19 protein-coding genes are annotated in these 23,518 nt (G+C 46.0%); 8 read left to right on the top strand and 11 right to left on the bottom strand.

The window, feature by feature from the left end; all coding sequences use genetic code 11:
• Positions 1–58: 58 nt before the first annotated feature.
• Together QUA58_RS05285 and QUA58_RS05280 are read right to left on the bottom strand one after the other, a co-directional pair.
• Entirely contained in the window at positions 59–1,345 is a 1,287-nt protein-coding gene (locus QUA58_RS05285; RefSeq protein ID WP_333393249.1) for a glycoside hydrolase family protein, read from the bottom strand.
• Between the two features lie 412 nt (positions 1,346–1,757).
• The gene (locus QUA58_RS05280) at positions 1,758–2,417 is read right to left on the bottom strand and encodes an NAD(P)H-binding protein (protein ID WP_333393248.1); all 660 of its coding nucleotides are present in this window, start codon (positions 2,415–2,417) and stop codon (positions 1,758–1,760) included.
• Positions 2,418–2,538: 121 nt separating this feature from the next.
• Here QUA58_RS05280 and QUA58_RS05275 point away from each other — a divergent pair, with 121 nt between their 5' ends.
• From QUA58_RS05275 to QUA58_RS05265, 3 genes are all read left to right on the top strand, one after another.
• The gene (locus QUA58_RS05275; RefSeq protein WP_333393247.1) at positions 2,539–3,252 is read left to right on the top strand and encodes a DUF1997 domain-containing protein; all 714 of its coding nucleotides are present in this window, start codon (positions 2,539–2,541) and stop codon (positions 3,250–3,252) included.
• 925 nt (positions 3,253–4,177) lie between these two features.
• Complete coding sequence (locus QUA58_RS05270) at positions 4,178–6,391, top strand: ATP-binding protein (RefSeq protein ID WP_333393246.1); 2,214 nt, start codon at positions 4,178–4,180, stop codon at positions 6,389–6,391.
• A 223-nt stretch (positions 6,392–6,614) separates the two neighbouring features.
• Positions 6,615–8,087 carry a response regulator gene (locus QUA58_RS05265; protein WP_333393245.1) on the top strand — a complete coding sequence of 491 codons (1,473 nt, stop codon included), beginning with the start codon at positions 6,615–6,617 and terminating at the stop codon, positions 8,085–8,087.
• 141 nt (positions 8,088–8,228) lie between these two features.
• On the opposite strand, the gene hisG is transcribed toward QUA58_RS05265, so the two are convergent.
• A complete protein-coding gene (hisG, locus tag QUA58_RS05260; protein ID WP_006633153.1) occupies positions 8,229–8,873 on the bottom strand; it encodes an ATP phosphoribosyltransferase in 645 nt (214 codons plus the stop codon).
• Between the two features lie 183 nt (positions 8,874–9,056).
• Here hisG and QUA58_RS05255 point away from each other — a divergent pair, with 183 nt between their 5' ends.
• From QUA58_RS05255 to rppA, 3 genes are all read left to right on the top strand, one after another.
• On the top strand, positions 9,057–9,320 hold the full coding sequence (locus QUA58_RS05255) for a hypothetical protein (protein ID WP_333248732.1): 264 nt from the start codon (positions 9,057–9,059) through the stop codon (positions 9,318–9,320).
• 137 nt (positions 9,321–9,457) lie between these two features.
• A complete protein-coding gene (locus tag QUA58_RS05250) occupies positions 9,458–10,108 on the top strand; it encodes a glutathione S-transferase family protein (RefSeq protein WP_333393244.1) in 651 nt (216 codons plus the stop codon).
• A gap of 59 nt (positions 10,109–10,167) precedes the next feature.
• Positions 10,168–10,854 (top strand): two-component system response regulator RppA, encoded by a 687-nt coding sequence (gene rppA, locus QUA58_RS05245; protein WP_333248737.1) that lies wholly within the window; start codon positions 10,168–10,170, stop codon positions 10,852–10,854.
• Positions 10,855–10,974: 120 nt separating this feature from the next.
• On the opposite strand, the gene QUA58_RS05240 is transcribed toward rppA, so the two are convergent.
• The 4 genes from QUA58_RS05240 to tmk form a co-directional block, all read right to left on the bottom strand.
• Positions 10,975–11,811 carry a metallophosphoesterase gene (locus QUA58_RS05240; protein ID WP_333248739.1) on the bottom strand — a complete coding sequence of 279 codons (837 nt, stop codon included), beginning with the start codon at positions 11,809–11,811 and terminating at the stop codon, positions 10,975–10,977.
• A 707-nt stretch (positions 11,812–12,518) separates the two neighbouring features.
• On the bottom strand, positions 12,519–12,992 hold the full coding sequence (msrA, locus tag QUA58_RS05235) for a peptide-methionine (S)-S-oxide reductase MsrA (protein ID WP_333393243.1): 474 nt from the start codon (positions 12,990–12,992) through the stop codon (positions 12,519–12,521).
• A 39-nt stretch (positions 12,993–13,031) separates the two neighbouring features.
• A complete protein-coding gene (locus tag QUA58_RS05230) occupies positions 13,032–13,994 on the bottom strand; it encodes a DNA polymerase III subunit delta' (protein ID WP_333248741.1) in 963 nt (320 codons plus the stop codon).
• 352 nt (positions 13,995–14,346) lie between these two features.
• Positions 14,347–15,024: a dTMP kinase gene (gene tmk, locus QUA58_RS05225; RefSeq protein WP_333248743.1), complete on the bottom strand. Its 678-nt coding sequence runs from the start codon at positions 15,022–15,024 to the stop codon at positions 14,347–14,349.
• A 105-nt stretch (positions 15,025–15,129) separates the two neighbouring features.
• Here tmk and QUA58_RS05220 point away from each other — a divergent pair, with 105 nt between their 5' ends.
• The gene (locus QUA58_RS05220) at positions 15,130–15,477 is read left to right on the top strand and encodes a hypothetical protein (RefSeq protein WP_190659999.1); all 348 of its coding nucleotides are present in this window, start codon (positions 15,130–15,132) and stop codon (positions 15,475–15,477) included.
• A 201-nt stretch (positions 15,478–15,678) separates the two neighbouring features.
• Here the strand turns inward: QUA58_RS05220 and QUA58_RS05215 are convergent, their stop codons facing one another.
• Complete coding sequence (locus tag QUA58_RS05215) at positions 15,679–18,312, bottom strand: heavy metal translocating P-type ATPase (protein WP_333393242.1); 2,634 nt, start codon at positions 18,310–18,312, stop codon at positions 15,679–15,681.
• A gap of 300 nt (positions 18,313–18,612) precedes the next feature.
• Between QUA58_RS05215 and QUA58_RS05210 the strand changes: the two genes are divergently transcribed.
• Positions 18,613–18,819, top strand: coding sequence for a DDE transposase family protein (locus tag QUA58_RS05210; protein WP_333393241.1), 207 nt, complete (start codon positions 18,613–18,615; stop codon positions 18,817–18,819).
• A gap of 155 nt (positions 18,820–18,974) precedes the next feature.
• Here QUA58_RS05210 and ctpC read toward each other — a convergent pair whose 3' ends face one another.
• The 3 genes from ctpC to QUA58_RS05195 form a co-directional block, all read right to left on the bottom strand.
• A complete protein-coding gene (gene ctpC / locus QUA58_RS05205) occupies positions 18,975–20,330 on the bottom strand; it encodes a carboxyl-terminal processing protease CtpC (protein WP_333393240.1) in 1,356 nt (451 codons plus the stop codon).
• Between the two features lie 271 nt (positions 20,331–20,601).
• Entirely contained in the window at positions 20,602–21,822 is a 1,221-nt protein-coding gene (gene ispG / locus QUA58_RS05200; RefSeq protein ID WP_333393239.1) for a (E)-4-hydroxy-3-methylbut-2-enyl-diphosphate synthase, read from the bottom strand.
• Between the two features lie 332 nt (positions 21,823–22,154).
• Positions 22,155–23,510, bottom strand: coding sequence for a response regulator (locus QUA58_RS05195; protein ID WP_333393238.1), 1,356 nt, complete (start codon positions 23,508–23,510; stop codon positions 22,155–22,157).
• Between the last annotated feature and the right edge of the window lie 8 nt (positions 23,511–23,518).

The raw sequence follows: 23,518 nt of genomic DNA, 5'->3' as shown, positions 1-23,518 counted from the left end.
GCCAACCGTCAACAGTCAACCGTCAACAGTCAACCGTCAACAGCCAACAGTTAACTCCCTAAGAACCAGCATTTGCCAATTCTTCCCGCAGCATTTCCCGGTAGACTTTCGGCAAACGAGAACTCATAGAATTGTTCTCAATTCCATATCCCAAACTCGTCCAAGTTCCCGAAAGCATCTGCAATACCTCAGTTAATCTTTCCTGCCGCAACATCTCAGAAATATCAGCTTTCCAAAACTTGCGATCGCTCAACCAAGCATAAACCACAGCATCCTGATCTTCTGGTTTAAAACTGTAATCTTCCCAGAATAAAAAATTAGCACGACGCGCCTGATAGCGCTTAGCCTTCTCCTTCCAAGTCGTAGTCAGAAATTGATACCTGCCCGCTGCCGTAGTACACTTGCCTCGATTCGGGCCATTAACAATCTTCACGCACCAGTCAGGATGGCGGCTCAAATCTAATATATATTTGCCACCGTAAACAACGTGATAAGGGCGAGAAACATTCGACTCGCTAGCAGAAATAGTACGCATCAGTGCCCGAATGTAAGGATCGCCGGTTTTCATAGCCAGCGGCGGCAATTTTCCCACCCCGCTTACCGACTGCGACAACTGCTGATTTCCCCGCAAACTGTCAACCAAAAAAACACCGCTGCCAATCACAGCGCCGATTAAAAGTATAAATCCGAGGATTTGAATCTCTGATCGCCTCAGCAAACCTCTTTTTCGACGGCCCAATTTCTCAGCTTCTAGCCAAGTCATTTCCATTTCCGAAATTTCAACCCATTTTCGAGCCACCCGCATCCGGCGCACCCGAAAATCATATTGATATAGCGGCGCGGCTAACAGCGTTAAACTCGATAAAACTCCCGCCAATTTGCTCAACCAGAAATCGAATTCACCGGCTATGGCAACATTTGTCAGAGTAGATATTCCTGTTAGTAACTGAGCCGGATCGATCGAGCGCGCTGGCCAATAAAAAATCGCAAGTTGCACCAACAGCGACAGATTAAAGGCAAAAAAAATCACTACAACAGCATTCAAGCCTTCTCGCAAGTGCGATCGAATACCAGTGTGCCTGCGCTTGAACTTGCGCGCAACGCGAAAGCGCCCCGGCAGCATAATTAGTAAGGGATTTAAGATTTTGACGGCGAACAAATGAAAAACAAAAAACACAGGCAACTGAATCAGCCAAGCCGCCAGCAGTAGAGTCAGAAAGCCGATATCGTCGCTGACAAAAGGAATGCCCCTGCGAAGGACAAAACTAAAACTCAGAGCGAGAGCAAATGCCCTTAACCACGAAATCGGATAGGGGAACCAAGCTGGCCACTTGAGAGTTTTCATGCTAGAAGAGAGAAATTTCAACGGCGAATCGTAAAACTATTAAGATTTTGCCAGATTTGGCGATCGGAAAATTGTTGTAGGGTGCGTCAGCCCAAATCTTTGACCCAAATCACATATTGCACCATTCTCGATAAGCCTTTTTTGGGCGGCCAGGATGCCCACCCCACAAGAAAATGCACTTTTTGTTGTGGAACAGGCATCTTGCCTGTTCTTGACAATGGTGCAACATCTCATATCATTTCCGGTTACACTCATACATGATGTTGACGGTTGACTGTTGAGAGTGAACAGTCAACCGTCAACAGTCAACAGTGAACTCGAATTTACTATTCCGATGCTAACGGATTTGATATCAGATCCAAATCAAAGTGTTTTTAGTCTGACGCACCGAACCCAAGCGACGCTAATTCAATCAAATCACACTGGCAAACAACTCCTCAAAACTTTTTTGCGGAGCCTCCGACTTCGCCACAATTTCCACAACCTTGTTGCGAGAAGTCGGCTGAAACAGCGCCTCCACGCACACTTGGGCTACCTTGGTGCGGGGAATGCTGCTCTCAAACATTTTGTCCGCACCAGTCATGACGATCGCATCTGAATTATCCTCATTTTTGAGACCGCCCGGACGGACAATGGTATAAATCAAGCCACTTTTTTGCAAATACTCCTCGGCTTGCTTTTTCCAAACCAGAATCAGCCAGAACAAATTCAGCGGGTGAAAAAACTGAGAGACGCACAGAGAAGTCACAAGCACAAAATGCTCAATTCCCTTAGCCTTAGCTGCCTCCACCAAATTTTTAGTACCTTCAAAATCCACCTTGTAAGGCGCTGTCGGGTCAAAACCAGGGGCCGCCCCTGTCGCGCACAGCAATACCGTACTGTCGCCGATGGCATCGCCCAGGGAAGTCGCATTTAATACATCCCCAGTCACTAACTCAGCCTCCGGTGGTAAAATTTGTCTAGCTGTCTCTAGATTTCGGACTAAGGCGCGCACGGGAATACCTCGCTTGACCAATTCTGCGACGATGCGGCGGCCAGTCTGACCTGTGGCTCCTGCTACAAATGCTTTCATAAGTCGAGTTATGCTGAACTAGGGTAAGTTTTGTTACTATCAATTTCTCAATTGTAGGGAGGAAACTCCCTTAACACATCCCCAACCGGATCGATCGGTGCGTATTACAGGAGAGTATAGGATGAAGCAAGATTCCGCTGAATATCAAACTTTTGAAGCTTCTGACGAAAATTACTACCCAGATGCGAGTTTCCGACAGCCCGAAAGTGGAAGCGCGGATGCAGGAGAGGAAGTTGAGCCGATTTGGTTTCACACGCATTTTGAAGACAGCATGGAGATGTACGCCGATGCGGAGACGGTGGCGAAGCATTTGAACAACCACAAGACTTGGTTTTGCCAGTGCGCTTCGCCGATGAAGGCCCAGCCGCTCGGCGAAAACGGCTACGATTTATTAATCGGGCGTTTTGGGGCTTTCGGCTACCGTGTTGAAGCGAGAATTGGTTTAGAGTTGCTGCCGCCTGACACTGAAGGCTGCTATTTGATTAAAACTATTCCGGTTCCGGATTATACCTCGCCTGGGTATGAAGTGGATTTTCGATCGGCAATGAAGCTAGTGGAGATACCGTCTCAGGAGTTTGCCGCCGATTGGCCGAGTGCGGAACGTGCTAAGCTGCCGCCTGCGATTACCAGTGCTACGTGGAAGCTGGATTTGGCTGTGGGAGTTTGCTTTCCCAAGTTTATTCGATCAATGTCTCAACCTTTAATAGAAAAAACCGGCGATGCGCTTTTGGAAAAAATCATCAAACAAGTCAACCGGCGCTTGACTTATAAAACTCAGCTTGTTTTTCACGAAAGTTTGGGCATTCCTTTTCCGAAAAATCCTAAGAAACATTAACAATACTTACGCTCTAACTCACATTTGTAGGGTGTGCACTGCACACCTTACTCATAAGTGCGATCGTAATAACTCATACCATTGTAGATTTTCGACTTCGGCGTGAGCCCTCAGTCGAACTATTTTAGATCAAAGAAGTGGGAATAACTGATTGTGTATGGGTTGGAAACACGGGTCTACAGTTGCTTTTTTGAAACTGATATCATATCAATTCCTGTTGCACGAGCGAGATGACTGTTGACTGTTGACTAAAATTATGGTTGCGGGAAAACTGACTGTTTGAACATTTGAACAATACCGATGCCACCCAAAACGAGAGCACTTCCTTCGCGTGCTTAGGGCGCACCTTACCCCTGTTTTATTGAATGCAATATTTGCTTGACCAGTTAATCGAAATAACCAAGTTATTGCTAATACAGTTTAAGGGTAAGGTCTTAACAGTTGACAGTTGACAGTTGACAGCTTGCCCTGAGCTTGTCGAAGGGTTGACTTCGGAGTGCGAAGTTTTTAGGCAGGGGATTTAAGCCCCTGCCTAAAAACAATCCACCTAAAGGTGGGGGCTTAAATCCCCTGTGCTTTGGTTATTGCATTTTGAAATATGCTCTTTTATTATCACAAAGATTAGTTTTTATTATAGGTCAATTGAACACAGGGTTGGGCACAATAGTTTCAAGTCAGATGCCATCAACTTCGACAGCATTGTTATTGAAAAATTGTGCTTCTGTCATAATGCTTTCCATCCTTATTGCCTCATGATTAAGCAGTGTAGCCGATGCAGTTCAAAGGTTGCTCCGATCGCCCTCCGAAACCAGCAAGTGTCTCAGATCACAAGGCAGATAGATCGCTCTCACTGCCCAAAAACTTAAAATTATGTAACATTAAGTAAAGAGTTATCAAACAACTCTTGCCATATCCCTAGAAAGTTATGACAACAAAACTAAGAGCTACAGACACAGAAAAAATGGAGAGAGACTGGCAGCAGTTGAGGGCAGACCAAGAACTGATTCTCAATCAAGTAGACAATGCGATCGCTCTGTTCGACTCGTCTGACTGCTTAGTTTTGTTTAACAAAAAATTGGCCGGAATCTGGGAACTGTCCCCAGAATGGCTGGAAACAAAGCCGAAGTGCCACTTGCTGTTTGCGGAAATTGTCGATCGGGGTTACTTGTCCGTTCAGCAGTGGCAACAGTTTCAGCAAGCACTGGAAAAATCTCAGGATGAAAGTTTATCATTTTATTTCGAGCAATCCAATGGGGTTTGTTTGGAGGTGTGCGCCACAATTACCAACAGCGGCGGACGGCTGTTTACCTTTCGAGACGTTACGGTATACCAAAACTCCCAAGCTAGCTTGAACGCAGAAGTCCGGCGGCTGACATTTCTGTTAGGTTTAACGGAACGGCTGCAAAACTCTGACAGTTTGCAAGAAATAGGTCAGTTTGCCCTCACCTATCTTGTAGAGGCAATGAATGCAGCTTTCGGAGACGTGAAAGTGATTAGTGGCAAGGGAAATGACCGGCAAGCGACGGCGATTTACAACCAAGTTTCTACTCAATTTCTGGCTAGTTACGGGGAACCAGTCGCCGCAGGAATGCAAGAATTGCTCGACAAAGGTATTCCCTACGGCACAGGTTTGCTGTGGGAAGTGGTGAAAACTGGTAAACCTTTGTTTGTCGAGGATTATGCCCAACATCCCAATGCCGTGCCGGAATTTCGCCATCCGGGAATCGGACAACTGGGCATTTTTCCGATCGCATCTACCGACGGCACGATTATCGGAGTCCTGACGCTGGAGTCCCGCAACGTCAAAAAACTGCAAGCCTCCGTCCACCAAGAAGTGCTCTCGGCTGCTTGTCGGACACTGGGGGCGGCGATCGAGCGGGCTCAGACACAAGAAAACCTGCGCCAAGTTAACGAACAATTAGAGTATTCTTCTCAGTTAAAATCGGAGTTTTTGGCCTCCATGTCCCACGAATTGCGGACGCCTCTCAACAGCATTCTCGGCTTTTCTGACTTGCTGCTGCGGCAAACAGCCGGACAGTTGAGCGATCGACAAATCAACTATGTAGAATTGATCGAAAAAAGCGGCCAGCACTTGTTGCAGCTAATCAACGATATTCTCGATCTTTCTAAAATTGAAGCGGGGAAAATAGAACTAAACTTACAGCCTGTTCGCGTTCAAGAACTCGCGACAGACTGTCTGAAGATGATGCAGCCACGGGCAGAAAAAAAGCGGATAGCTTTATCTTTAGAACTCGACTATCGCATTACTAAAGTTTGGCTCGACGAACGGCGAGTGCGACAAATTGTGATTAATTTACTTTCCAATGCCATCAAATTTACCCCCGAACAGGGACAAGTTAAACTCAGCGGGCGTCTAGTCTACGGCAGTGAAATAAACGGCGACTACCGGCCGGATTGTTCTCCTATAAATGCCAGCACTCCTTATTTTTGTTTTGAGGTACAAGACTCCGGCATCGGCATTCCTCAAGACCGCTGGCACTTGCTATTTCGACCTTTTCAACAGGTGGATTCTTCCCTGACTCGGCGGCATGAAGGTACAGGTTTGGGTTTGGCTTTAACTAAGCGTCTGGCAGAATTGCACGGGGGAACTGTTTCTTTTCAATCGGTTTGCGATCGGGGAAGTCTTTTCCGCGTTTTGCTGCCGTTGACGGAGATGCGTCAACAGTTGGGAAACTTTGCTTCTTGTGCTTTGGATACCAAGTTAGTTCCTGCTTCTGCGATCGCATTACCACTTGGCAGCAAGCAAATTTTGGTTGTCGAAGACCAGCCTTTTAACCAAATGTTAATTTCGGAGGTGATGGAATTGGAGGGGTTCGGGGTAGAGATTCTCGCGGATGGGAAGGCGATGGTCGATCGTATCCTTGCTGCCTCTACTGCGCCGGAGTTGCTGCCGGATTTGATTTTGATGGACATTCAATTGCCGGATGTTGACGGCTTTGAGTTGATGCGGCGAGTTAAGGCAGATCCTGTATGGGATTCGATACCGATGATTGCGGTGACGGCGATGGCGATGGCCGGCGATCGCGATCGATGTTTGGAAGCTGGCGCTTCGGCTTATTTGAGCAAGCCGCTGGATCTGAATTTGGCGATCGCTACTATCCGTTCTTTTCTCAGCTAACAATAATTATTTGCAGTTCCAGCACGGCCATTGATTACAGGTTATAACCAGAAAGGTTAAACTCAATAGTAGATAAATATCTATAGGACTTGCGTACACTTGCCTCCGAAACCCGGTTCCTAAGAAAAATATCGAATTTAATAACCAGAAATACACGAATCAACCAGGTTTCGAGCATCTACACGCGCCAGTCCACAGCTAAATTCAATATATATCATATTCCATGTCAAACAAGTCGCCCTGCATCATGTTGGTTGATGACGAGCCAGCTAATCTGATTTTACTGGAAGAGTTATTGCACCTGAATGGATACGCCACAGTATCGGCGCCATCTGGCGATGAAGCGCTCTCCCTCGCCCGCGCCTCTCGACCCGATTTAATTTTATTAGATATTATGATGCCGGATATGGACGGTTTTGATGTGTGCGATATCCTGCGGAAGGATACGGCATTGCAAACTGTACCAGTGATTTTTTTAACTGCCCTCGCTGACGATATGTCTCGCATCAAAGGGTTAGAAATGATGGCCGATGATTATTTAACAAAGCCTTTTAACAGTCGTTTGTTGCTGGCAAAAGTGGAAAATATTTTGCAGTTGAGTCAAATGCGATCGCAAGCTGTAACTTCCCAATTCCACCAGCAGGTAAAAGAGCAAAGCAAACGCCAAATCGCCGCAGCTTGGGAAGCCAACGAATATCTTTCAGAAAAATTTCAGCTATTTGTGCCAGAGCAACTTCTCGGACGAATTGCGCCACAGGGAATAGAATCTATTCAGTTGGGCAATGTCACACAAGAAGAGTTGACTATTTTGTTTTGCGACATTCGCGGGTTTACTACGATCGCAGAATCTCAAGCCGCACGCGAAACCTTTGAATGGTTAAACGCTTTTTTTACTAAAATGAACGAGTGCATAACGTCTCACGCCGGGTTTATTGATAAATACCTAGGCGATGCAATCATGGCAGTATTTGACAGGCCGAATTCTCACGCTATGGATGCGATCGAAGCCGCAGTAGCAATGCAAGAAACTTTGCAAGAATTTAATGCCAGTCGCCACCAATACAATTTAGAATCTCCAGTCAATATTGGTACGGGAATTAACACAGGTATCGGCATGATCGGCACTTTGGGTTCCGATCGCCGCATGGACTCTACAGTCATCGGCGATGTGGTAAATACAGCTTCTCGGTTAGAAAATTTAACTAAAATATACGGCTGCCAAATTATTGTTAGCGAAAATGCCATTGTTCATGCGAGAGAATTTCTAAATGGCATAAGTTCCAACTCCCACTCAAAAGAAAGTCTATTATTAAAGTGCGACTTGGAAGTGGACACACAGGAGAGTATTATTTCTACTTCTGGGGCGACTGCTGCTGACTCCCCTTTGCCCAGCAACAATTATTACTATCGCTGGATCGATCGAGTAATCCCCCGCGGCAAGCAGCAAGCTATTGAAATCTACGAAATCTGGGCTGCCTCCAGTCCCGACTCTGAAGCAAAGCAGCTTACCCAGGTTTTATTTGACAAAGGAATTCAAGGATGGCAATCCGAAAGATTTGTCGCCGCCTTGGGATATTTTCAGCAACTAATCGAACAAAACCCTGCCGATACAGTCGTCAGTTTTTATATAAACCGTTGCCAGGAAAAACTAGGTTTTCTACCTGCAAATACCAGCTCAGAAAGATTTAACTTTTAGGGCGGGCTAGAAGCCCACCCCACAATAGTTTAGATCTCTTAAAAAAGTCGCTAACTATCGTGCATTGTATCTGCGTTGCGTCTGTGCTTTCCCTATGAATGAAAGATTTATCCAATAAGTCTACTCTAATTGGAGTTAGCATCAAACAGTCGTCAAAACTTGCTCTCTCAACTTCCCGATCAACTCATTAACCCCCCCCGTATTCAAACGGTAACTCAGAGGATGACCGATTAAATAAGCTGAACTTTCAAACAAAACATCAATTTCCACCAAACCATTTTCTCGCAAAGTTTTGCCAGTCGAAACCAAATCCACAATGGCCTCCGACATACCCGTAATCGGCCCTAACTCCACAGAACCGTAAAGTGGCACAATTTCCACCGGCAAATTCAAATTGTGAAAATATTCCCTTGCACAGTGTACGAACTTAGAAGCAACTCTACCGTGAGGAGGCAAATCCACAGTTCGTCGATAAGAACTAGATTCCTTCACCGCCACCGACAGCCGACATTTCCCAAATTTTAAATCAATTAAATTGGCCACTTTCGGCTTTTTTTCCCGCAAAACATCATAGCCAGCAATCCCCAAATCTGCTTGACCGTATTCCACATAAACAGGTACATCATGCGTCCTTACTAGCAAAGCTTTGGCAGTGCCTGTCGGGTCATAAATTTGAAGTTGTCGGTTAGAGGAATCGAGAAAAGCACTGAAGTCTAATCCAACCGATTTAAACAGCCGAATACTATCTCCTAACAATCCGCCTTTGGGAAGTGCAACAGTAATCATGTCAATTCTTAGAGGGTAAATTTCTTAATTGGGGAAGGTGGCAATCGCGGTACAAGCAGAAACAGCTTTTACCAAACTCAGAATAACACATAGAGTTCATAACGAAAAATAAATTTCGGGTAGTGCTCGATCCTTTGTTTGGGTATATATTATATTTAGTCAGTTTTTTCAAGGGCGGTCAGTATGGAAAACAATCAAGAGTTTGAGAGTCAAGAATTTGACGGAGAATTTCACAGTGTAGACCCGGATTCCCTGAAAATTACAGTAGATGAAATCCTCTCAGGCCGTGGTGTAGAGGCCGAGGAAATGGATTATACAGTAGCCGTACCTACCGCTAACGATGTCAAACTCGACCGACACAGATCATTCAATGCCAAATCAGGTGTGTTCGATCAAGCCCCCCGATCGCCGTTTGCAGAAAAACGCGGAACGCTGGGAGGCTGTTAATGTAAAATGCTTGCAGAGGCTGGTGCAGAGAACTGGGCGATCCTCTTCGAGGATCGTCATTCAGTCTCACGTCTTTGTGTATTCAAATCTAAAACTTAAAATTGCACGGGCGATTGCAAATAGCTAACAGCTACATTATGACCAAATTGACTCTGGTAATCGGCAACAAAAATTATTCCTCTTGGTCGCTGCGCGCTTGGCTGGCGATGAAACAAGCTGGACTGGAATTTGCCGAGGTGAGAATCGCCTTAGACTGGCCTACAACGCATGAAGAAATTCGGCGCTATTCTCCCTCGGGAAAAGTGCCAGTTTTAATCGACGGCGACTTGAAAGTGTGGGAATCTTTAGCAATTTGCGAATACGTTGCCGATCGCTACGCGCACCATTTGTGGCCGACAGATGTAGCGGAACGGGCGATCGCCCGTTCCATCTGCGCCGAAATACACGCGGGGTTCCAAAATTTGCGCCAAAATATGCCGATGGACTGCCGCAACCGCTATCCGGGAGAAGGGATGACTCCCGGTGTAGAAGCAGAGATCGATCGCATCTTTAGCATTTGGCGCGAATGCCGTCAAAAATTCGGAACAGGCGGCAATATGTTGTTCGGAAAATTCACAGTTGTTGATGCTATGTTTGCCCCAGTTGTGATGCGTTTGGTCACCTACGGAGTCAAATTAGATTCAGTAGCAAAAGCTTATGCGGATGCGATTTTTGCCTTGCCTGCAATCCAGGAATGGGTAGCAGCAGCTTGCAGCGAATCGGAAAGTATTGCCCACTTGAAAATTTAGCACAAATCAGTTTACTTAACTTGAGATCTCAAATTTCAAGTCTCAAATATGAAATCAGGATGCGGATTCTTTTAGTTGATGATGAAGTTGAATTGACTGACCCTTTGAGTCGAGTTTTAACCCGCGAAGGTTATATCGTTGATGTGGCATTCGATGGAGAAAGTGGCAGCAATTTAGCCATGCAGGGCAATTACGATTTGCTAATTTTGGATTGGATGCTGCCGACACAAACCGGACTAGCAATTTGCCAGAAGTTGCGATCGCAAGGACGGAGTACGCCAGTGCTATTTCTCACCGCCAAAGATACCGTAGACGATCGCGTACAAGGACTCGACGCCGGTGCAGACGACTATTTAGTCAAACCTTTTGAACTGCGAGAACTGCTAGCCAGAGTCCGCGCATTACTGCGGCGGCCTCCTACTTTTGATGCCGAGGTTGCTGTCGGGCGGCTGCAAGTTGCAGATTTACAGCTAGACTACGACAATCAATTAGCTTATCGGGGCGATCGCACAATTGATTTATCAGAAAAAGAATGTCAGTTATTAGAATACTTAATGCGCCATCCCGGTCAATTGCTAACACACGAACAAATCCACCAGTATTTGTGGAGTGAAGCAGAAAAACCCAGCAGCAATGTATTAGCAGCTCAAATTCGCCTGCTGCGCCGCAAAATAGAAGCACCGGGCGAATCTGTGCTAATTCACACAGTCTACGGCAGAGGCTATCGCTTTGGAGAAGCCAGCTAATAATAATAGAAATTGTACCCAATTCCTTTTTTTACCCACTCGCGAAGCCGAAGCTCCTTCTTGCTTCTGCCCTCTGCTATATTATTTATTATCGGGAAAGTATGCACCCTAAACCAGCCTTTACGTATCTTGACAAACCAAAGTAATTACTGTCACCTCCGGGGGACAAAATAGCCTTCCCGGCGAATAAGTTCCCAAACCCCGATTCACGTACAGCAAATTACTCCCCACCTGATGCAAACCGCTAGCCCATTCCCAGTGAGTAACTACTCGATCGCCAGCCGACAGAAAAGGAATCAACTTTCGGATTGGTTGAGGAATCAAATAGCCAATTTTTCTGACCCAAGCGTACAAAGGCCCGATACCGGGAATAACAATTTGGCCGCCGTGAGTATGCCCAGACAACTGCAAATCAATCCGCCAATTTTGCAGCTTTTCAGCAGTATCAGGATTGTGAGACAATACAATCCGAGGAATCGCGGGATTTATTGATGCCATTACAGGTTGAGGCGCAAAATCGCCCGACCAAAAATCTGCCAACCCAACTAAAGCCAATTCTGACCCCAAGGGATAGATTGCTTCGTTGTACAAAACCCGAATCCCAACGCTATTTAAAGCATTAGCAACCTCTTTTTTTGCCCCCGGCCAATAGTGGTCGTGATTGCCCAAAACCGCGTAAATTCCTACTCGACTTTGCAAGTTTTTCAATCGCTGCACTAAGCCGTAAATAGGTGCGGGATCGTAGGTAATAAAGTCACCAGTTAAAAAAATCATGTCTGGTTCGGCTTCATTTGCCGCCGCAATCGCCTCTTCTAGCAACCATTCCGACAGCCGAACCCCGTCATAGTGAAAGTCAGTAAGCTGTACAATTTTAGTAGCGGATAAATTTGCTGGAAGATTAGCGATCGGTATTGTTAAATACTCTATTCGCAGTTTCCCAGTTAATAACCTGTGCATAAATCTAAGGTTTATTGATGACAGAGCGCCACCTCTAGCTTAGCAAATAAACAGGCAAGACTGCAAAAGTAGATATTCTTCCCTTTTCCTCCTGTCATCTGACTAATGACTAATAATTGCTGACTAATGACTACAATTATAGATGCAAAAACTGGGATTACGTCAATAGAATTTAAACATAAATTCCCGATCTTCATTTAGGATTTATTGCAAAATTGTTTGGGTTTTACGTCCCCAACTACTACAGCATTTTTATAATATTATGACTTGCGTAACAATCTGTTTAAAACGCTATCAATCCTCCTCAGACTGCGATTACCAAAAAAAATTGGTTTAAAGCCGGAACCCATAAGCGGGAGAAATTAAAAGAAGACTATTCATTACTCCAATCCTCTTCCTTCCAGGTAGAGGTCGCTATCTTGCGGTCAACTGTCAACTGTCAACTGTCAACTGAACCGCCCCGCATCTATATTCTTTTAGCGTCAAAGCTGAAATTTGTCTCGCATCCCCATCGCATAGGCTTACCACGGGGGGGGATTGCTCCTACCAAACACTATCTCATCACTAATGATTTATTACTGAGTAGGTGGAAATAAACATGGCTTGGGGGAGACCGGGTTTTGCATTAATAATAAACTGTGGCTAGTATATATTATTGCCTTAGCCGCCCCTAATATCTTTTATTTTTGGTCGCGTCTGCCTACTTGTTAACTAATAACTTTTGACGAATCTCGCTTCTTCTCAATATATTGCTGGTGGTAATCCTCTGCCATATAAAATTCAGCAGCAGGTTTGATTTCGGTGGCAATATCTTTGTCGTATTTACCGGAAATTTGCAATTTTTGTTTGGATGCGCGAGCGGCTTTTTCTTGTTCCCAATTGTGATAAAAAATCACAGACCTGTACTGTTCGCCTCTGTCGGGGCCTTGGCGATTGATTTGGGTTGGATCGTGACAGTTCCAGAATACATCTAGCAGTGCTTCGTAACTCACCTGCGATCGATCGTACTCCAAGAGCACAGATTCAGCGTGACCAGTGACTCTGGCGCAAACATCCAGGTAGCAGGGATTCGGCCAGTGACCTCCTGTGTAGCCCGCAGCAGTCGAGACGACACCCGCAACGGCGCGAAACTTGTGTTCCACTCCCCAAAAACAACCGGCGGCAAATGTGGCTTTTTCCATTGTGTTATTCATCGTATTGGGATAAAACTTGGCACTAAATTATGCTTGACATATTCCCATTAGTGTGCATTCCCAAACTAATCGCGGTTGTACGTAGTTTAGCAAATATTGTCGTGCTTTTTCCAAGGGTTCTAAGGGCGATCGACTAATTCCCCCTGCCAAAAATTGCTGCCAGTAACAGTGTTGTAAATAATCGATCAACCACAACTGAGATTCAGTATCTAAAGTTTTATCAATTTCCTTGGCCAATTCCAAAGCAGACAGCAGATTTTGAGGCAACTGCTTCACCTTTTGCAGCAAATCATCGGGTATTGATTGCAGTTGCTGCCAAATAGCAATTGCCTCCCCAGGACTGCCCTGAGCCATCCCCAGTACCTCGGAATGATCCAAAATATCCGCGAATCCCGCTTGCTGTAAAACTTGTGCCATTGCTTCGGGATTCAGCCGAGAAAATTGGATTTTTTGACAACGGGAAATCAAAGTTGGTAGCAAATTTTCCACTGTCGGAGCAATTAAAATTAGCGCTGCTTTTCCCGGTTCTTCCAATGTCTTCAATAAGCCGTTAGCGGCTCCCTCACCCATTGTTTCTGCTTGTTCCAAAACTACGATAGAACGCGCCGCTTCTAGTGGCGGTCGGCTGAGAAAATTACCAATTTCTCGAACTTGTTCTAAACGAATTTGTGGTGGTGCTTTCCGCTTTAAACCGGCTTCCTCTGCTTCCTTTGGTGTAAGCCGTTTGCCTTGGTTCATATAAGTTGGTTCTACCCAAAGTAAGTCTGGATGATTGCGCTGCTGCACGCGATTTTGTACAGAGGCTATGAGTCTGGTTTCGGGAAGATTGGCTGAGAATAAAAGCTCGATGAAACACTGAGCAGCTAAACTTTTGCCGATGCCGTTAGAGCCGACGAATAAATAACCAGGAGCAATTCGGTTTTGCTCGACTGCTTGTGTTAGCAATTCTACTGGTCGCTCTTGTCCGATTAATGATGTGAAATAATCCATGTGACAGTTGACAGTTGATAGTTGACAGTTGATAGTTGACAGTTGACAGTTGATAGTTGACAGTTGACAGTTGATAGTTGACAGTTGACAGTTGACAGTTGACAGTTGACAGTTGACAGTTGACAGCTTGCCCGAAGAGCGCAGTCGAAGGGTTGATAGTTGACAGTATTCAGTTGACAGAAGGAAGTTATTGTAGGGTGCGTCAGGGGCGCTGAATGTAATGACTACCTATTCAAGAATTTTGCCCTGATCACTACCCTATGGTGAGTTAGTTACAACGAAGAAACCGGGTTTTTCCTCGAAGTTGAGGATTTTTAGCAAATATTTCGTAAAAAACCCGGTTTCTGGCTATCTATGTAAGCTTATTTTCAGAATTGGTATTATTTAAATATCCCCAAGCTTCTAACCTACGAGTTACAATAGTTTGAATTTCCTGAGCGACTTCATATTCAGGCCGATCGCCATTTATGCGGACAATTCGAGATTTATTTGACTCGGCTAACTCCGCAAAACCTTGCTGCACAAGGTGGTGAAACTTCAAATCAGCTTGCTCGATCCGATCGCGCTCTCCCCTAGCCTTTACCCTCGCCAAACCCGCCTCCACATTAATATCCAGCCACAAAGTCAGATCGCTTTCCAAGCCGCCGGTGGCAATGTCATTCAACTGCTTAATTAAATTTAAGTTAAGACCGCGGCCGTAGCCCTGATAAGCGATCGTAGAATCAGTAAAGCGATCGCATAAAACAATCGTTCCCTTCGATAACTCGGGTTTGAGAAAAGTTTCGACGTGTTGAGCGCGATCGGCAGCATACATGAGTAATTCTGCTCGATCGGATACAGATTCGCCCCCATCTTGTTTCAGCAACAAATGTCGCAGTCCCCTTCCCAACTCAGTACCCCCCGGTTCGCGAGTAGCCACCAAGCGGACTGTCAAAAAGTAACTTGCTTGCAGGAACTGTATCAAGCGCTGCATTTGCGTAGTTTTACCCGCACCTTCTACCCCCTCAAATACGATAAGTTTGCCCTTCATTGCCCTAACTTTCCATCTAAATAAAATAAATCCATATTGTTCTGTTCATCTGTTCTAGGTTCGGTATGATAATAAAGTCTAAATGCCTCACGGCTGGAGTTTTTTATGGCTCGCTATACTGGTTTTTTTATCGTTGCCGTTCCGATCGACCGTCTCCGTCAATCCCTGATTGAAATTTTAGAGTCATGCAATCTTGATATTATCTACAATACAGGAGATTCCGTCATGGCTCGCGAGCTTCCAGGTCAAGTTTCGATTGCTAAACTTGTCACTGCAGAAGTCCTAATTGAGAAAAACACGGCCAGCGACTCAGAGGTTCGCATGAACTTCGTGATTAAAAACGAGGAACTACCGCTGCAAACCAATAACCACTGCCGTCAAATGTTCGAGCTAGTGAGTCGTTCAATTATGAACAACAATAACTGGCGACTCTTGGAAAGTATGGCACTCTAGCGATCGATCAGTCGATTTTAGATTGTAGATTTTAGATTGACTCTCGCATTGAATCAGGATCTTCTAACTAACGTCGAAACTTATGGGCTATCGACTCCTGGTGTGAGTGAGGGGCTGGTATCCGTATTGGGATGAGGTCATCTATCATTAGTTTCTCGCTAATGATAGATGACCTCCGACTTTTATCTGCAATCCCTAAATTTAAGCTCGAAATCCCCGGCGCAAAAACAAAGAATTTGTAACCACGCTAACAGAACTAAACGCCATAAATGCTCCGGCCGCCGCAGGACTGAGTAGAATTCCGGTTGCAGGCAGCAAGATACCCGCTGCAACCGGAATTCCCAGAGTATTGTAAGCAAAAGCCCAGAATAAATTTTGGCGAATCTTATTAAAAGTAGCGCGCCCCAGCTTGATCGACTCAACAACATCCATCAAAGCATTTCGCATCAACACAATTTGAGCCGTCTCAACCGCGACATCAGTGCCACAGTGCAAACCGATACCGACATCAGCTTGAGCCAAAGCCGGCGCATCATTGATACCATCTCCCACCACAGCCACTTTACAGCCTTGGGCTTGCAAACTGGCGATCGTCCTCGCCTTCCCATCCGGGCGCACTTCGGCAAAAACGTCAGCCGTCGCCAAACCTAGCTGCTGCGCCGTCGCCGCCGCCGCAGACGCCGTATCCCCCGTCAGCATCATCACCCGCAATCCCATGCCCCGCAAACGTTCCACCGTCGCCTTAGCATCCGGCCTCAGAGTATCTTTTAGCCCGATTACCCCCAGCAAAACGCCCCCAGAAGCCACGTAAACCGCCGTTTTGCCTTTGCAAGACCCCGACAATTCCGCAGCCACAGCGACCCCCTGCTGGCTCATCCACTCAGCATTCCCCGCGAACACCCGGCGGCCTTCCACCAAAGCAGAAACCCCGAATCCCGGTTCCGTGTAGAAATCCTCAGCAGCCAGCAGTGGCAAACCTTGCTGTTGAGCTTCCAGCAAAATCGCTGCGGCGATGGGATGACAAGCCCCCCTTTCCACCGCCGCCGCAATTTGCAGCAGTTTTGAGTCAACCCTGCCAGAAACTCCATCAATTGTGGAACAAACATCTTGTTTGTCTCCAGAAACTCCATCAATTGTGGAACAGGCATCTTGCCTGTTGCCAGAAACTCCATCAATTGTGGAACAGGCATCTTGCCTGTTGCCAGAAACATCATCAATTGTGGAAGCAACATCTTGCCTGTTTCCCAGATTAATATCCGAGTTCAAACCCAACTCAGAATTCTGGAAAATCGGCAAATAATCTGTGAGTGTGAGATTTCCGGTTGTCAGAGTGCCAGTCTTGTCAAAAACCACCGTATCTAATTGATGCACCCGTTCTAAAACATCACCACCGCGAATTAAAAGGCCGCGCTCCGCCCCGATGCCAGAACCCACTAAAATTGCTGTTGGGGTAGCCAGTCCCAAAGCGCAAGGACAAGCAATGACTAAAACTGCGATCGCCAATTTCAAACTTAACAGCAAAGGCGATTGATAATGAATAATTGGCAATTCATTTCCCATATTCATTGCCTCGTGTCCCATATTCATTGCCCCGTGTCCTAAAAGCACAGAAGGCCAAATATGAGTGCCGGCAAAATACCAAAATAGGAAAGTTAAAACCGATATCGCCATTACCCCATACACAAAATATCCCGCGACAGTATCAGCTAAATTTTGAATCGGCGCTTTGCGAGTTTGGGCTGCCTGCACCAAAGCCACCATTTGAGCTACAGTTGTTTCCTTACCGGTGCGAGTTGCGCGCATCACAACTGCCCCGGATTTATTGATAGTTCCCGCCGCCACTGTATCTCCTGGTTGCTTCAAAACCGGCATTGATTCGCCAGTCAGCATCGACTCATCTATCGTTGTTTTGCCTTCGCAGACTTCACCGTCTACTGGTATTTTTTCCCCGGGCAAAACTTGCAGCCATTCTCCGACTCGGACGCGATCGGCGGGAATTTCAATATATTGTGGATCGTAGACCTCTGATGTCGAGTTTAAAGGCAATTCTTGCGATCGCAAATCTAAACTCGGGAGTTTAAAATCAACTAAGCGGGCTTTCGCCGGTTGCAATGCGATTAAAGCTTGCAAAGCTGATGCAGCGCGCCGTCTGGCTTGCTGTTCCAGAGTTTTGCCCAACAAAATAAAGCCCAGCAGCATCACCGGTTCATCAAAAAAGCACTCCCATCCCATCCGTGGGAACAGCAGCGCCGCATTGCTAGCGGTGTAAGCTGTAACAGCGCCTAAAGCTACCAAAGTATTCATGTTGGGTGCATTTCGCCACAAACTGCGGCACCCGTCAACGATAATCGGGCGGCCCGGTACCAGCAAAGCTAGGGTGGCGAGTCCCCAGTGAAACCAAATATTGCTGAGAATTGGGGCTTTTGTGCCGAGTACGTGACCTAAACCGGATAGAATAATTAGGATCAGGGCGATCGTCAATTGCTTGATTTGCTGTCGAATTTCTTGCAGCCGCCGTTCAATTGTTGCCGCTTCTGCTTCCTGCTGATTTTCACCTGAACGAGACTGAGAGGGAAATCCATTATCAGTCAACTTTTTCGCTAAAGCTTCTGCATCGACAGTCCCCGGTTGACACTCAACCGTCGCGACTTCTACGGCCAAGTTAACGCAAGCTGAAATTACGCCTGAATACTGCATGAGTTGGCGTTCCACAGCTTTCGCGCAGCCGGCACATTTCATACCGCCGACATCGAAAGTAACAAGTTCTGGCGGTGATTCGTTAACTGGTAGGATTTCTGGTTGAATTTCGGGGATTGTTTTGGGCAAAAATTGCATGGTTTTTTTGGTATTGATTAGAATATTTCGCCACTTCTGAAATGGTTTAATGCACTGTTTAGACAAATGTCTATATTTTGATAATAGATAAATATTGTGCCATCTTCCAAAAGTGTTAGTTTTTTTTAATTCTTATTAGTTGCAGGCGGTTAAATCCGCAGCCCGTGAGGGGTTTTAACTACTGTAGGACTGCGAGTTTAATCCTAAGACGCACTTGGGACACGGTAGTGCTGTTTCCTTATTTGATATAATGAGCGAATTGCTTAGTTAGTATCCAGCTTTTATTTTACGAATTTAGCTATGACAGAAACACCACAATTTTATATTGTCAAACGTCCTGCTGGTAATTGCGAAATTTTGCCGTTGGCGGAGCCCTCGCAGAGGATCGCCCAACTCGAACAACAAAACCCTAGTATTATTGAAAAGTGGGGCCCTTACGATTCTGCCGAAGATGCCATTGCCCGCCGCATCGGATTAATTCGCGCCGGCAAATGCCAGCCGCAATGACGGATTGCGATTGCTTTCCTCTGAATCGCGAAAGCTAACGTGAGTCGCAATGACGCATGGCAAAAAATAGCGAAGCATTCGAGTTGAAAATCTTGGCTTTTAGCCGTAAATCTTCCCCCGAATGCTTTTTTAAACTGAAACCCTACACAGGTTTTCTACTTAGATTTAGAAGGCGCTGCACTCGGTTTTGCTTGCGCCGCATTCGGTTTAGGTGGCGCAGCATTCGGTTTCGCCTCAGCCTTATTGTTCCCGGTTTTACCAGTAACTTGCTTTGTCAAAACTTCCATAGCTTTCGCGTACTGCGGATCGGCAGTCGTAGCAATTTTATCGCGATCGCGCCTCAATTCCTGTTTTTGAGCGTCGGTGAGTTCTACCTTAAAATCCGGTTCAATCCCGGTCTTGTTGATATCAGTGCCCTTGGGAGTAAAATACTTGGCAATTGTCACCGCCAAACCGGCACCATTTCCCACGCCGCGTACTGACTGAACTAAACCTTTACCAAACGTCTTTGTTCCGACCAAAACCGCGCGTTTGTTGTCTTGCAAAGCACCGGATAGAATCTCGCTAGCACTTGCTGAACCGCCGTCTACCAGTACAACTAACGGTTTGTCTGTGAGCTCTGCCTTATTTGCAGTTTGTTTATCGGCCTCACCGACTCGATCGACTGTCGAGACGATCGTACCTTCTTTGAGCCACATCCGAGCAATTTCAATACTTCCGTACAGCAACCCGCCGGGATTGGAACGCAAGTCTAAAATATAGCCCGTCACCTTTTTCTGTTCCAAATCCTTAATTGCCGATCGCATTTCCGATGCAGCATTCGCACTGAACTGATTTAAGCGAATATAGCCGACTTCTCCGATGGGAGTTTTCTGCACCGACTTCCGCACAGGATGAATTTCAATTTTAGCGCGTTTCAGCTTAAAATCTAATTCCTTGCTTCCCCGCAAAATAGTCAGCGTCACCTCAGTATTCGCCTGGCCGCGAATCAAACTTACCGCCTGATTCGTATCCATGCCTTCTGTGCTCTTGCCGTCAATCTTAGTAATGATATCTTTTGCCAAAATACCAGCAGTAAAAGCAGGGGTATCTTCGATCGGCGAAATCACCACCAACTTTTTGGTTTCCTCATCTTGAGTCAACTGAATCCCAACTCCTGTCAGTTCCCCAGAAGTTTCAACCTGCATATTCTTGAACTCTTGAGGGTCCATAAACCGCGTATAAGGATCGTCCAGCTTCTTCAGCATTTCCCGAATTGCTTTGTAAGCTTCGTCGTCGCTGGTATAAGTCCGGTTCAAATAATCATTCCGCACCGCTTTCCAGTCAACCTGGTTAAAAGTGCCATCCACATAACTTTTGTCAATAATCTGCCAAACTTCATCAACTAACTCTTTAGGGCTTCCCCGAAAAGAAGCCAGAGATTTAGAACTGCAACCAGTGTTCGCAAGAGTTGCAGCAGTGAGTACCACTGCTGCTGCACTTAGAACAAGCCCTCGTTTTGTTATAACCATTTGTCTGACGCGCGGGAGGAAAAGAGTTCAGAATAATTACGCTCAATCTAACACAGGCAAGGCCCGCTCGCGTTTGGCGTACATATATTATCCCACTTTGCCTAGTTCTATTCAGGGCGGGCTAGAAGCAACGGCCCACAATAAGCTTGATCTTTTTTTTGTGGAACAGGCCCGAAAGCCTGTTCTTCGGGCGGGCTAGAACGCCAACCCCTCGTCCCCACAAGAAGCTTGATGTTTTGTGGAACAGGCCCGAAAGCCTGTTATTCGGCGGCTAAGGATCAACCCAGCGATCGTCCGATTTAATCAAATCAATCAATTCTGCCACGCCTCGGTCTTCCGGCACCTTCTTAATTTCTTCCCGGCCCCGGTAAAGCGAGATATAACCCGGTTGCTTCCCGACGTACCCGTAATCAGCATCAGCCATTTCTCCTGGGCCATTGACAATACAGCCCATTACTGCAATATCCAAACCGGTGAGATGCTTCGTCGCCTCTCTCACTTGGTGTAACACTTCCTCTAAATTAAACAAAGTGCGACCGCAGGAAGGACAAGCGACATACTCAACCATCGTTTTCCGCAGTCCCAAGGCTTGCAGAATGCTGTAGCAAACGGGAATCTCCTTTTCTGGCGCCTCTGTCAGCGAGACGCGGATGGTGTCGCCGATGCCGTCAGTCAGCAGCGGTGCCAGGCCTGCGGTGGATTTGATGCGGCCGTATTCGCCGTCTCCTGCTTCCGTGACGCCCAAATGTAGCGGGTAATCCATGCCGAGTTCGTCCATCCGGTGCACCATCAAGCGGTAAGCAGCAACCATCACCGGTGCGCGGGAGGCTTTCAGGGAAAGTACGATATTTCGGAAGTCGAGGGATTCGCAAATTTTGATGAATTCCAGGGCAGACTCTACCATGCCTTCGGGCGTGTCGCCGTAGGTAAACAGCATCCGTTCGGCGAGGGAACCGTGATTGACGCCGATTCGCAAAGCTTTGCCTTGGTCGCGCAGGGAAATTACCAGAGGTTCCAGGGTTTCGCGGATTTTTTCGCCAATTTCGGCGAATTCGCTGTCGGTGTATTCGCTTCTGTCGGCTTTCGGCTTCTCGAACACGTAAAGTCCGGGATTGATTCTCACTTTGTCTACGTGTTTGGCGACTTCCAGGGCAATTTTCATGCCGTTGTGGTGGACATCGGCGACGAGGGGCACGGGTTGGTAGGTGGCGTGCAGTTTTTGCTTGATTTCGGCTAAGGCTTTGGCGTGGGCCATGCTGGGCACGGTGACGCGGACGATTTCGCAGCCTATCTCGTGCAAGCGCCGTATTCCTGCGACCGATCCGTCGATGTCGAGGGTGTCTTCGTTAATCATTGATTGTACGACGACGGGGTTGCCGCCGCCGATCGTGACGCTACCGACTTTGACGGGTCGGGTTTTGCGGCGTTTGATGGTGGTGTCGAAGGTTGGTTCGGTGGTGAGGGTTTTAGTGGGGTTCGGCAGAGTTTGCATAACTGGTTGCGAGGGTTCTGTAATTAGAGTTTATAAAATTGTGTCTGCTGTTTTTTAGGTTTGCACAGAAAGGGTCTGTTTGGGCAATGAGGTTTTGGGATTTATGATTCTTAATGAAATTGCTGCGAATTTGTCGATCGAATTATGTCGGAAAAGGGCGATCGAACTAAAAGCTAGCCATCACCGGGAAGGCGAACTGAAGTTGGGCCCGTGGAACTAAACCGAACTTACAAAATTAAGACGTTCTGAGTTTTTGAAATTCGCTGATTCTATTCCCTTCTTCCCCTAGCCTAAGCGCCCCTAAACCGCCCTGGCGGTTGCTATAATTTTGGTTAATTTTTGAGAATCGGCAATTCCAGTATAAACTCCGTTCCTTCTCCTGGAGTAGAGTTAACTGTAATTGTCCCTTGATGTTTTTCTACTATGATTTGACGCGCGATCGCCATTCCTAAACCCGTGCCTTTCCCTACGGATTTTGTAGTAAATAAATAATCAAAAATTTTTTGTTTTACCTCTTCTGTCATGCCGATGCCATTATCGCTAAAACGAATTAAAACTGACTCGCGATCGCTCGATAGTTCAGTTTCGATCGTAATCCGGTTTGGGTTGGCTTTAATATCGGCAAAAGTACGTCCGTGATTTGATTCTTCTATTGCCTCGATCCCATTAGCCAAAATATTCATAAATACTTGATTTAATTGGCCCAAGAAGCATTTTATTTCTGGGATCTCCTCATAATTAGTAATAACTTCAATTTCCGGTCTAAATTCCGAAGCTTTGAGGCGATGTTTGAGAATTAAAATTGTGCTATCAATACCTTCATTCAGATTCGCCTTCACTGGAAAATCGCGATCGGCTCTGGAAAATGTTCGTAAACTCGTGCTGATACTTTTGATGCGATCGCACCCCACTTTCATTGAGTCTATCATCTTCGGCACATCTTCTAGGAGATAGTCTAGCTCGATTTCTGCGGCATGATTGTTAATATCTGTTTCAGTCGCGCGATCGCCATATAATTTCAGATGTTCGATCAAATCTTGTAATGCTTGCCCAGCTTGGTCGAGGTTGCCATAAATAAACCCCACAGGATTATTAATTTCATGGGCAACTCCAGCAACTAAATTACCTAATGCCGACATCTTTTCACTTTGAATTACTTGCAATTGCGCTTGCTGGAGTTGACTGTATTGTTCTTTCAACTCTTGATTAGCTTTCTCTAATGCTTCATTCATCTGCTGGAGTTGGCAATTTTGTTCCGCTAATTTTTGAGCCTGAAGAGAATTTTCCTGTTTCAGGAGTTTTTGTAAGCGACTGAGTTCTAAATGAGTAGAAATCCGAGCTAAAACTTCCTCTGCTTGAAATGGTTTTGTAATGTAGTCTACGCCACCTACAGTAAAAGCTTTTAGCTTATCCATCATTTCATCCAAAGCACTGATAAAAATTACTGGAATATCCCAAGTCAATTCGTTAGCTTTGAGATGTTTACAAACTTCGTAGCCATCCATCTGTGGCATTTGAATATCTAACAAAATCAAACTAGGAGATGATTGTTCAATAACTCCTAGAGCTAACTTGCCGCTCGGAAATGCTCGCGGCAGGTAGCCATTTTCCTTAAGAAGACTGACAAGCAGATGTAAGTTTGCGGGCGTATCATCAATAATAAAAATTTGACCTTGACTGTCGTTCATGTTTTACT

It is taken from the genome of Microcoleus sp. N9_A1, assembly GCF_036701795.1.
Classification (GTDB): domain Bacteria; phylum Cyanobacteriota; class Cyanobacteriia; order Cyanobacteriales; family Microcoleaceae; genus Microcoleus.
The sequence above is the reverse complement of the archived record's forward strand: the minus strand, read 5'-3'. Positions and strand labels throughout refer to the sequence as shown.

Excerpts from the sequence above, each read along its gene's own strand:
- QUA58_RS05255 (WP_333248732.1), top strand. The coding sequence starts at position 9,057 with ATGGAAAACAATCAAGAGTTTGAGAGTCAAGAATTTGACGGAGAATTT.
- QUA58_RS05270 (WP_333393246.1), top strand. The coding sequence starts at position 4,178 with ATGACAACAAAACTAAGAGCTACAGACACAGAAAAAATGGAGAGAGAC.
- msrA (WP_333393243.1), bottom strand. The coding sequence starts at position 12,992 with ATGGAAAAAGCCACATTTGCCGCCGGTTGTTTTTGGGGAGTGGAACAC.
- QUA58_RS05285 (WP_333393249.1), bottom strand. The coding sequence starts at position 1,345 with ATGAAAACTCTCAAGTGGCCAGCTTGGTTCCCCTATCCGATTTCGTGG.
- QUA58_RS05275 (WP_333393247.1), top strand. The coding sequence starts at position 2,539 with ATGAAGCAAGATTCCGCTGAATATCAAACTTTTGAAGCTTCTGACGAA.
- ctpC (WP_333393240.1), bottom strand. The coding sequence starts at position 20,330 with ATGGTTATAACAAAACGAGGGCTTGTTCTAAGTGCAGCAGCAGTGGTA.
- tmk (WP_333248743.1), bottom strand. The coding sequence starts at position 15,024 with ATGAAGGGCAAACTTATCGTATTTGAGGGGGTAGAAGGTGCGGGTAAA.
- QUA58_RS05195 (WP_333393238.1), bottom strand. The coding sequence starts at position 23,510 with ATGAACGACAGTCAAGGTCAAATTTTTATTATTGATGATACGCCCGCA.
- rppA (WP_333248737.1), top strand. The coding sequence starts at position 10,168 with ATGCGGATTCTTTTAGTTGATGATGAAGTTGAATTGACTGACCCTTTG.
- ispG (WP_333393239.1), bottom strand. The coding sequence starts at position 21,822 with ATGCAAACTCTGCCGAACCCCACTAAAACCCTCACCACCGAACCAACC.
- QUA58_RS05240 (WP_333248739.1), bottom strand. The coding sequence starts at position 11,811 with ATGCACAGGTTATTAACTGGGAAACTGCGAATAGAGTATTTAACAATA.
- QUA58_RS05250 (WP_333393244.1), top strand. The coding sequence starts at position 9,458 with ATGACCAAATTGACTCTGGTAATCGGCAACAAAAATTATTCCTCTTGG.
- QUA58_RS05265 (WP_333393245.1), top strand. The coding sequence starts at position 6,615 with ATGTCAAACAAGTCGCCCTGCATCATGTTGGTTGATGACGAGCCAGCT.
- QUA58_RS05230 (WP_333248741.1), bottom strand. The coding sequence starts at position 13,994 with ATGGATTATTTCACATCATTAATCGGACAAGAGCGACCAGTAGAATTG.
- hisG (WP_006633153.1), bottom strand. The coding sequence starts at position 8,873 with ATGATTACTGTTGCACTTCCCAAAGGCGGATTGTTAGGAGATAGTATT.
- QUA58_RS05220 (WP_190659999.1), top strand. The coding sequence starts at position 15,130 with ATGGCTCGCTATACTGGTTTTTTTATCGTTGCCGTTCCGATCGACCGT.
- QUA58_RS05215 (WP_333393242.1), bottom strand. The coding sequence starts at position 18,312 with ATGCAATTTTTGCCCAAAACAATCCCCGAAATTCAACCAGAAATCCTA.
- QUA58_RS05280 (WP_333393248.1), bottom strand. The coding sequence starts at position 2,417 with ATGAAAGCATTTGTAGCAGGAGCCACAGGTCAGACTGGCCGCCGCATC.
- QUA58_RS05210 (WP_333393241.1), top strand. The coding sequence starts at position 18,613 with ATGACAGAAACACCACAATTTTATATTGTCAAACGTCCTGCTGGTAAT.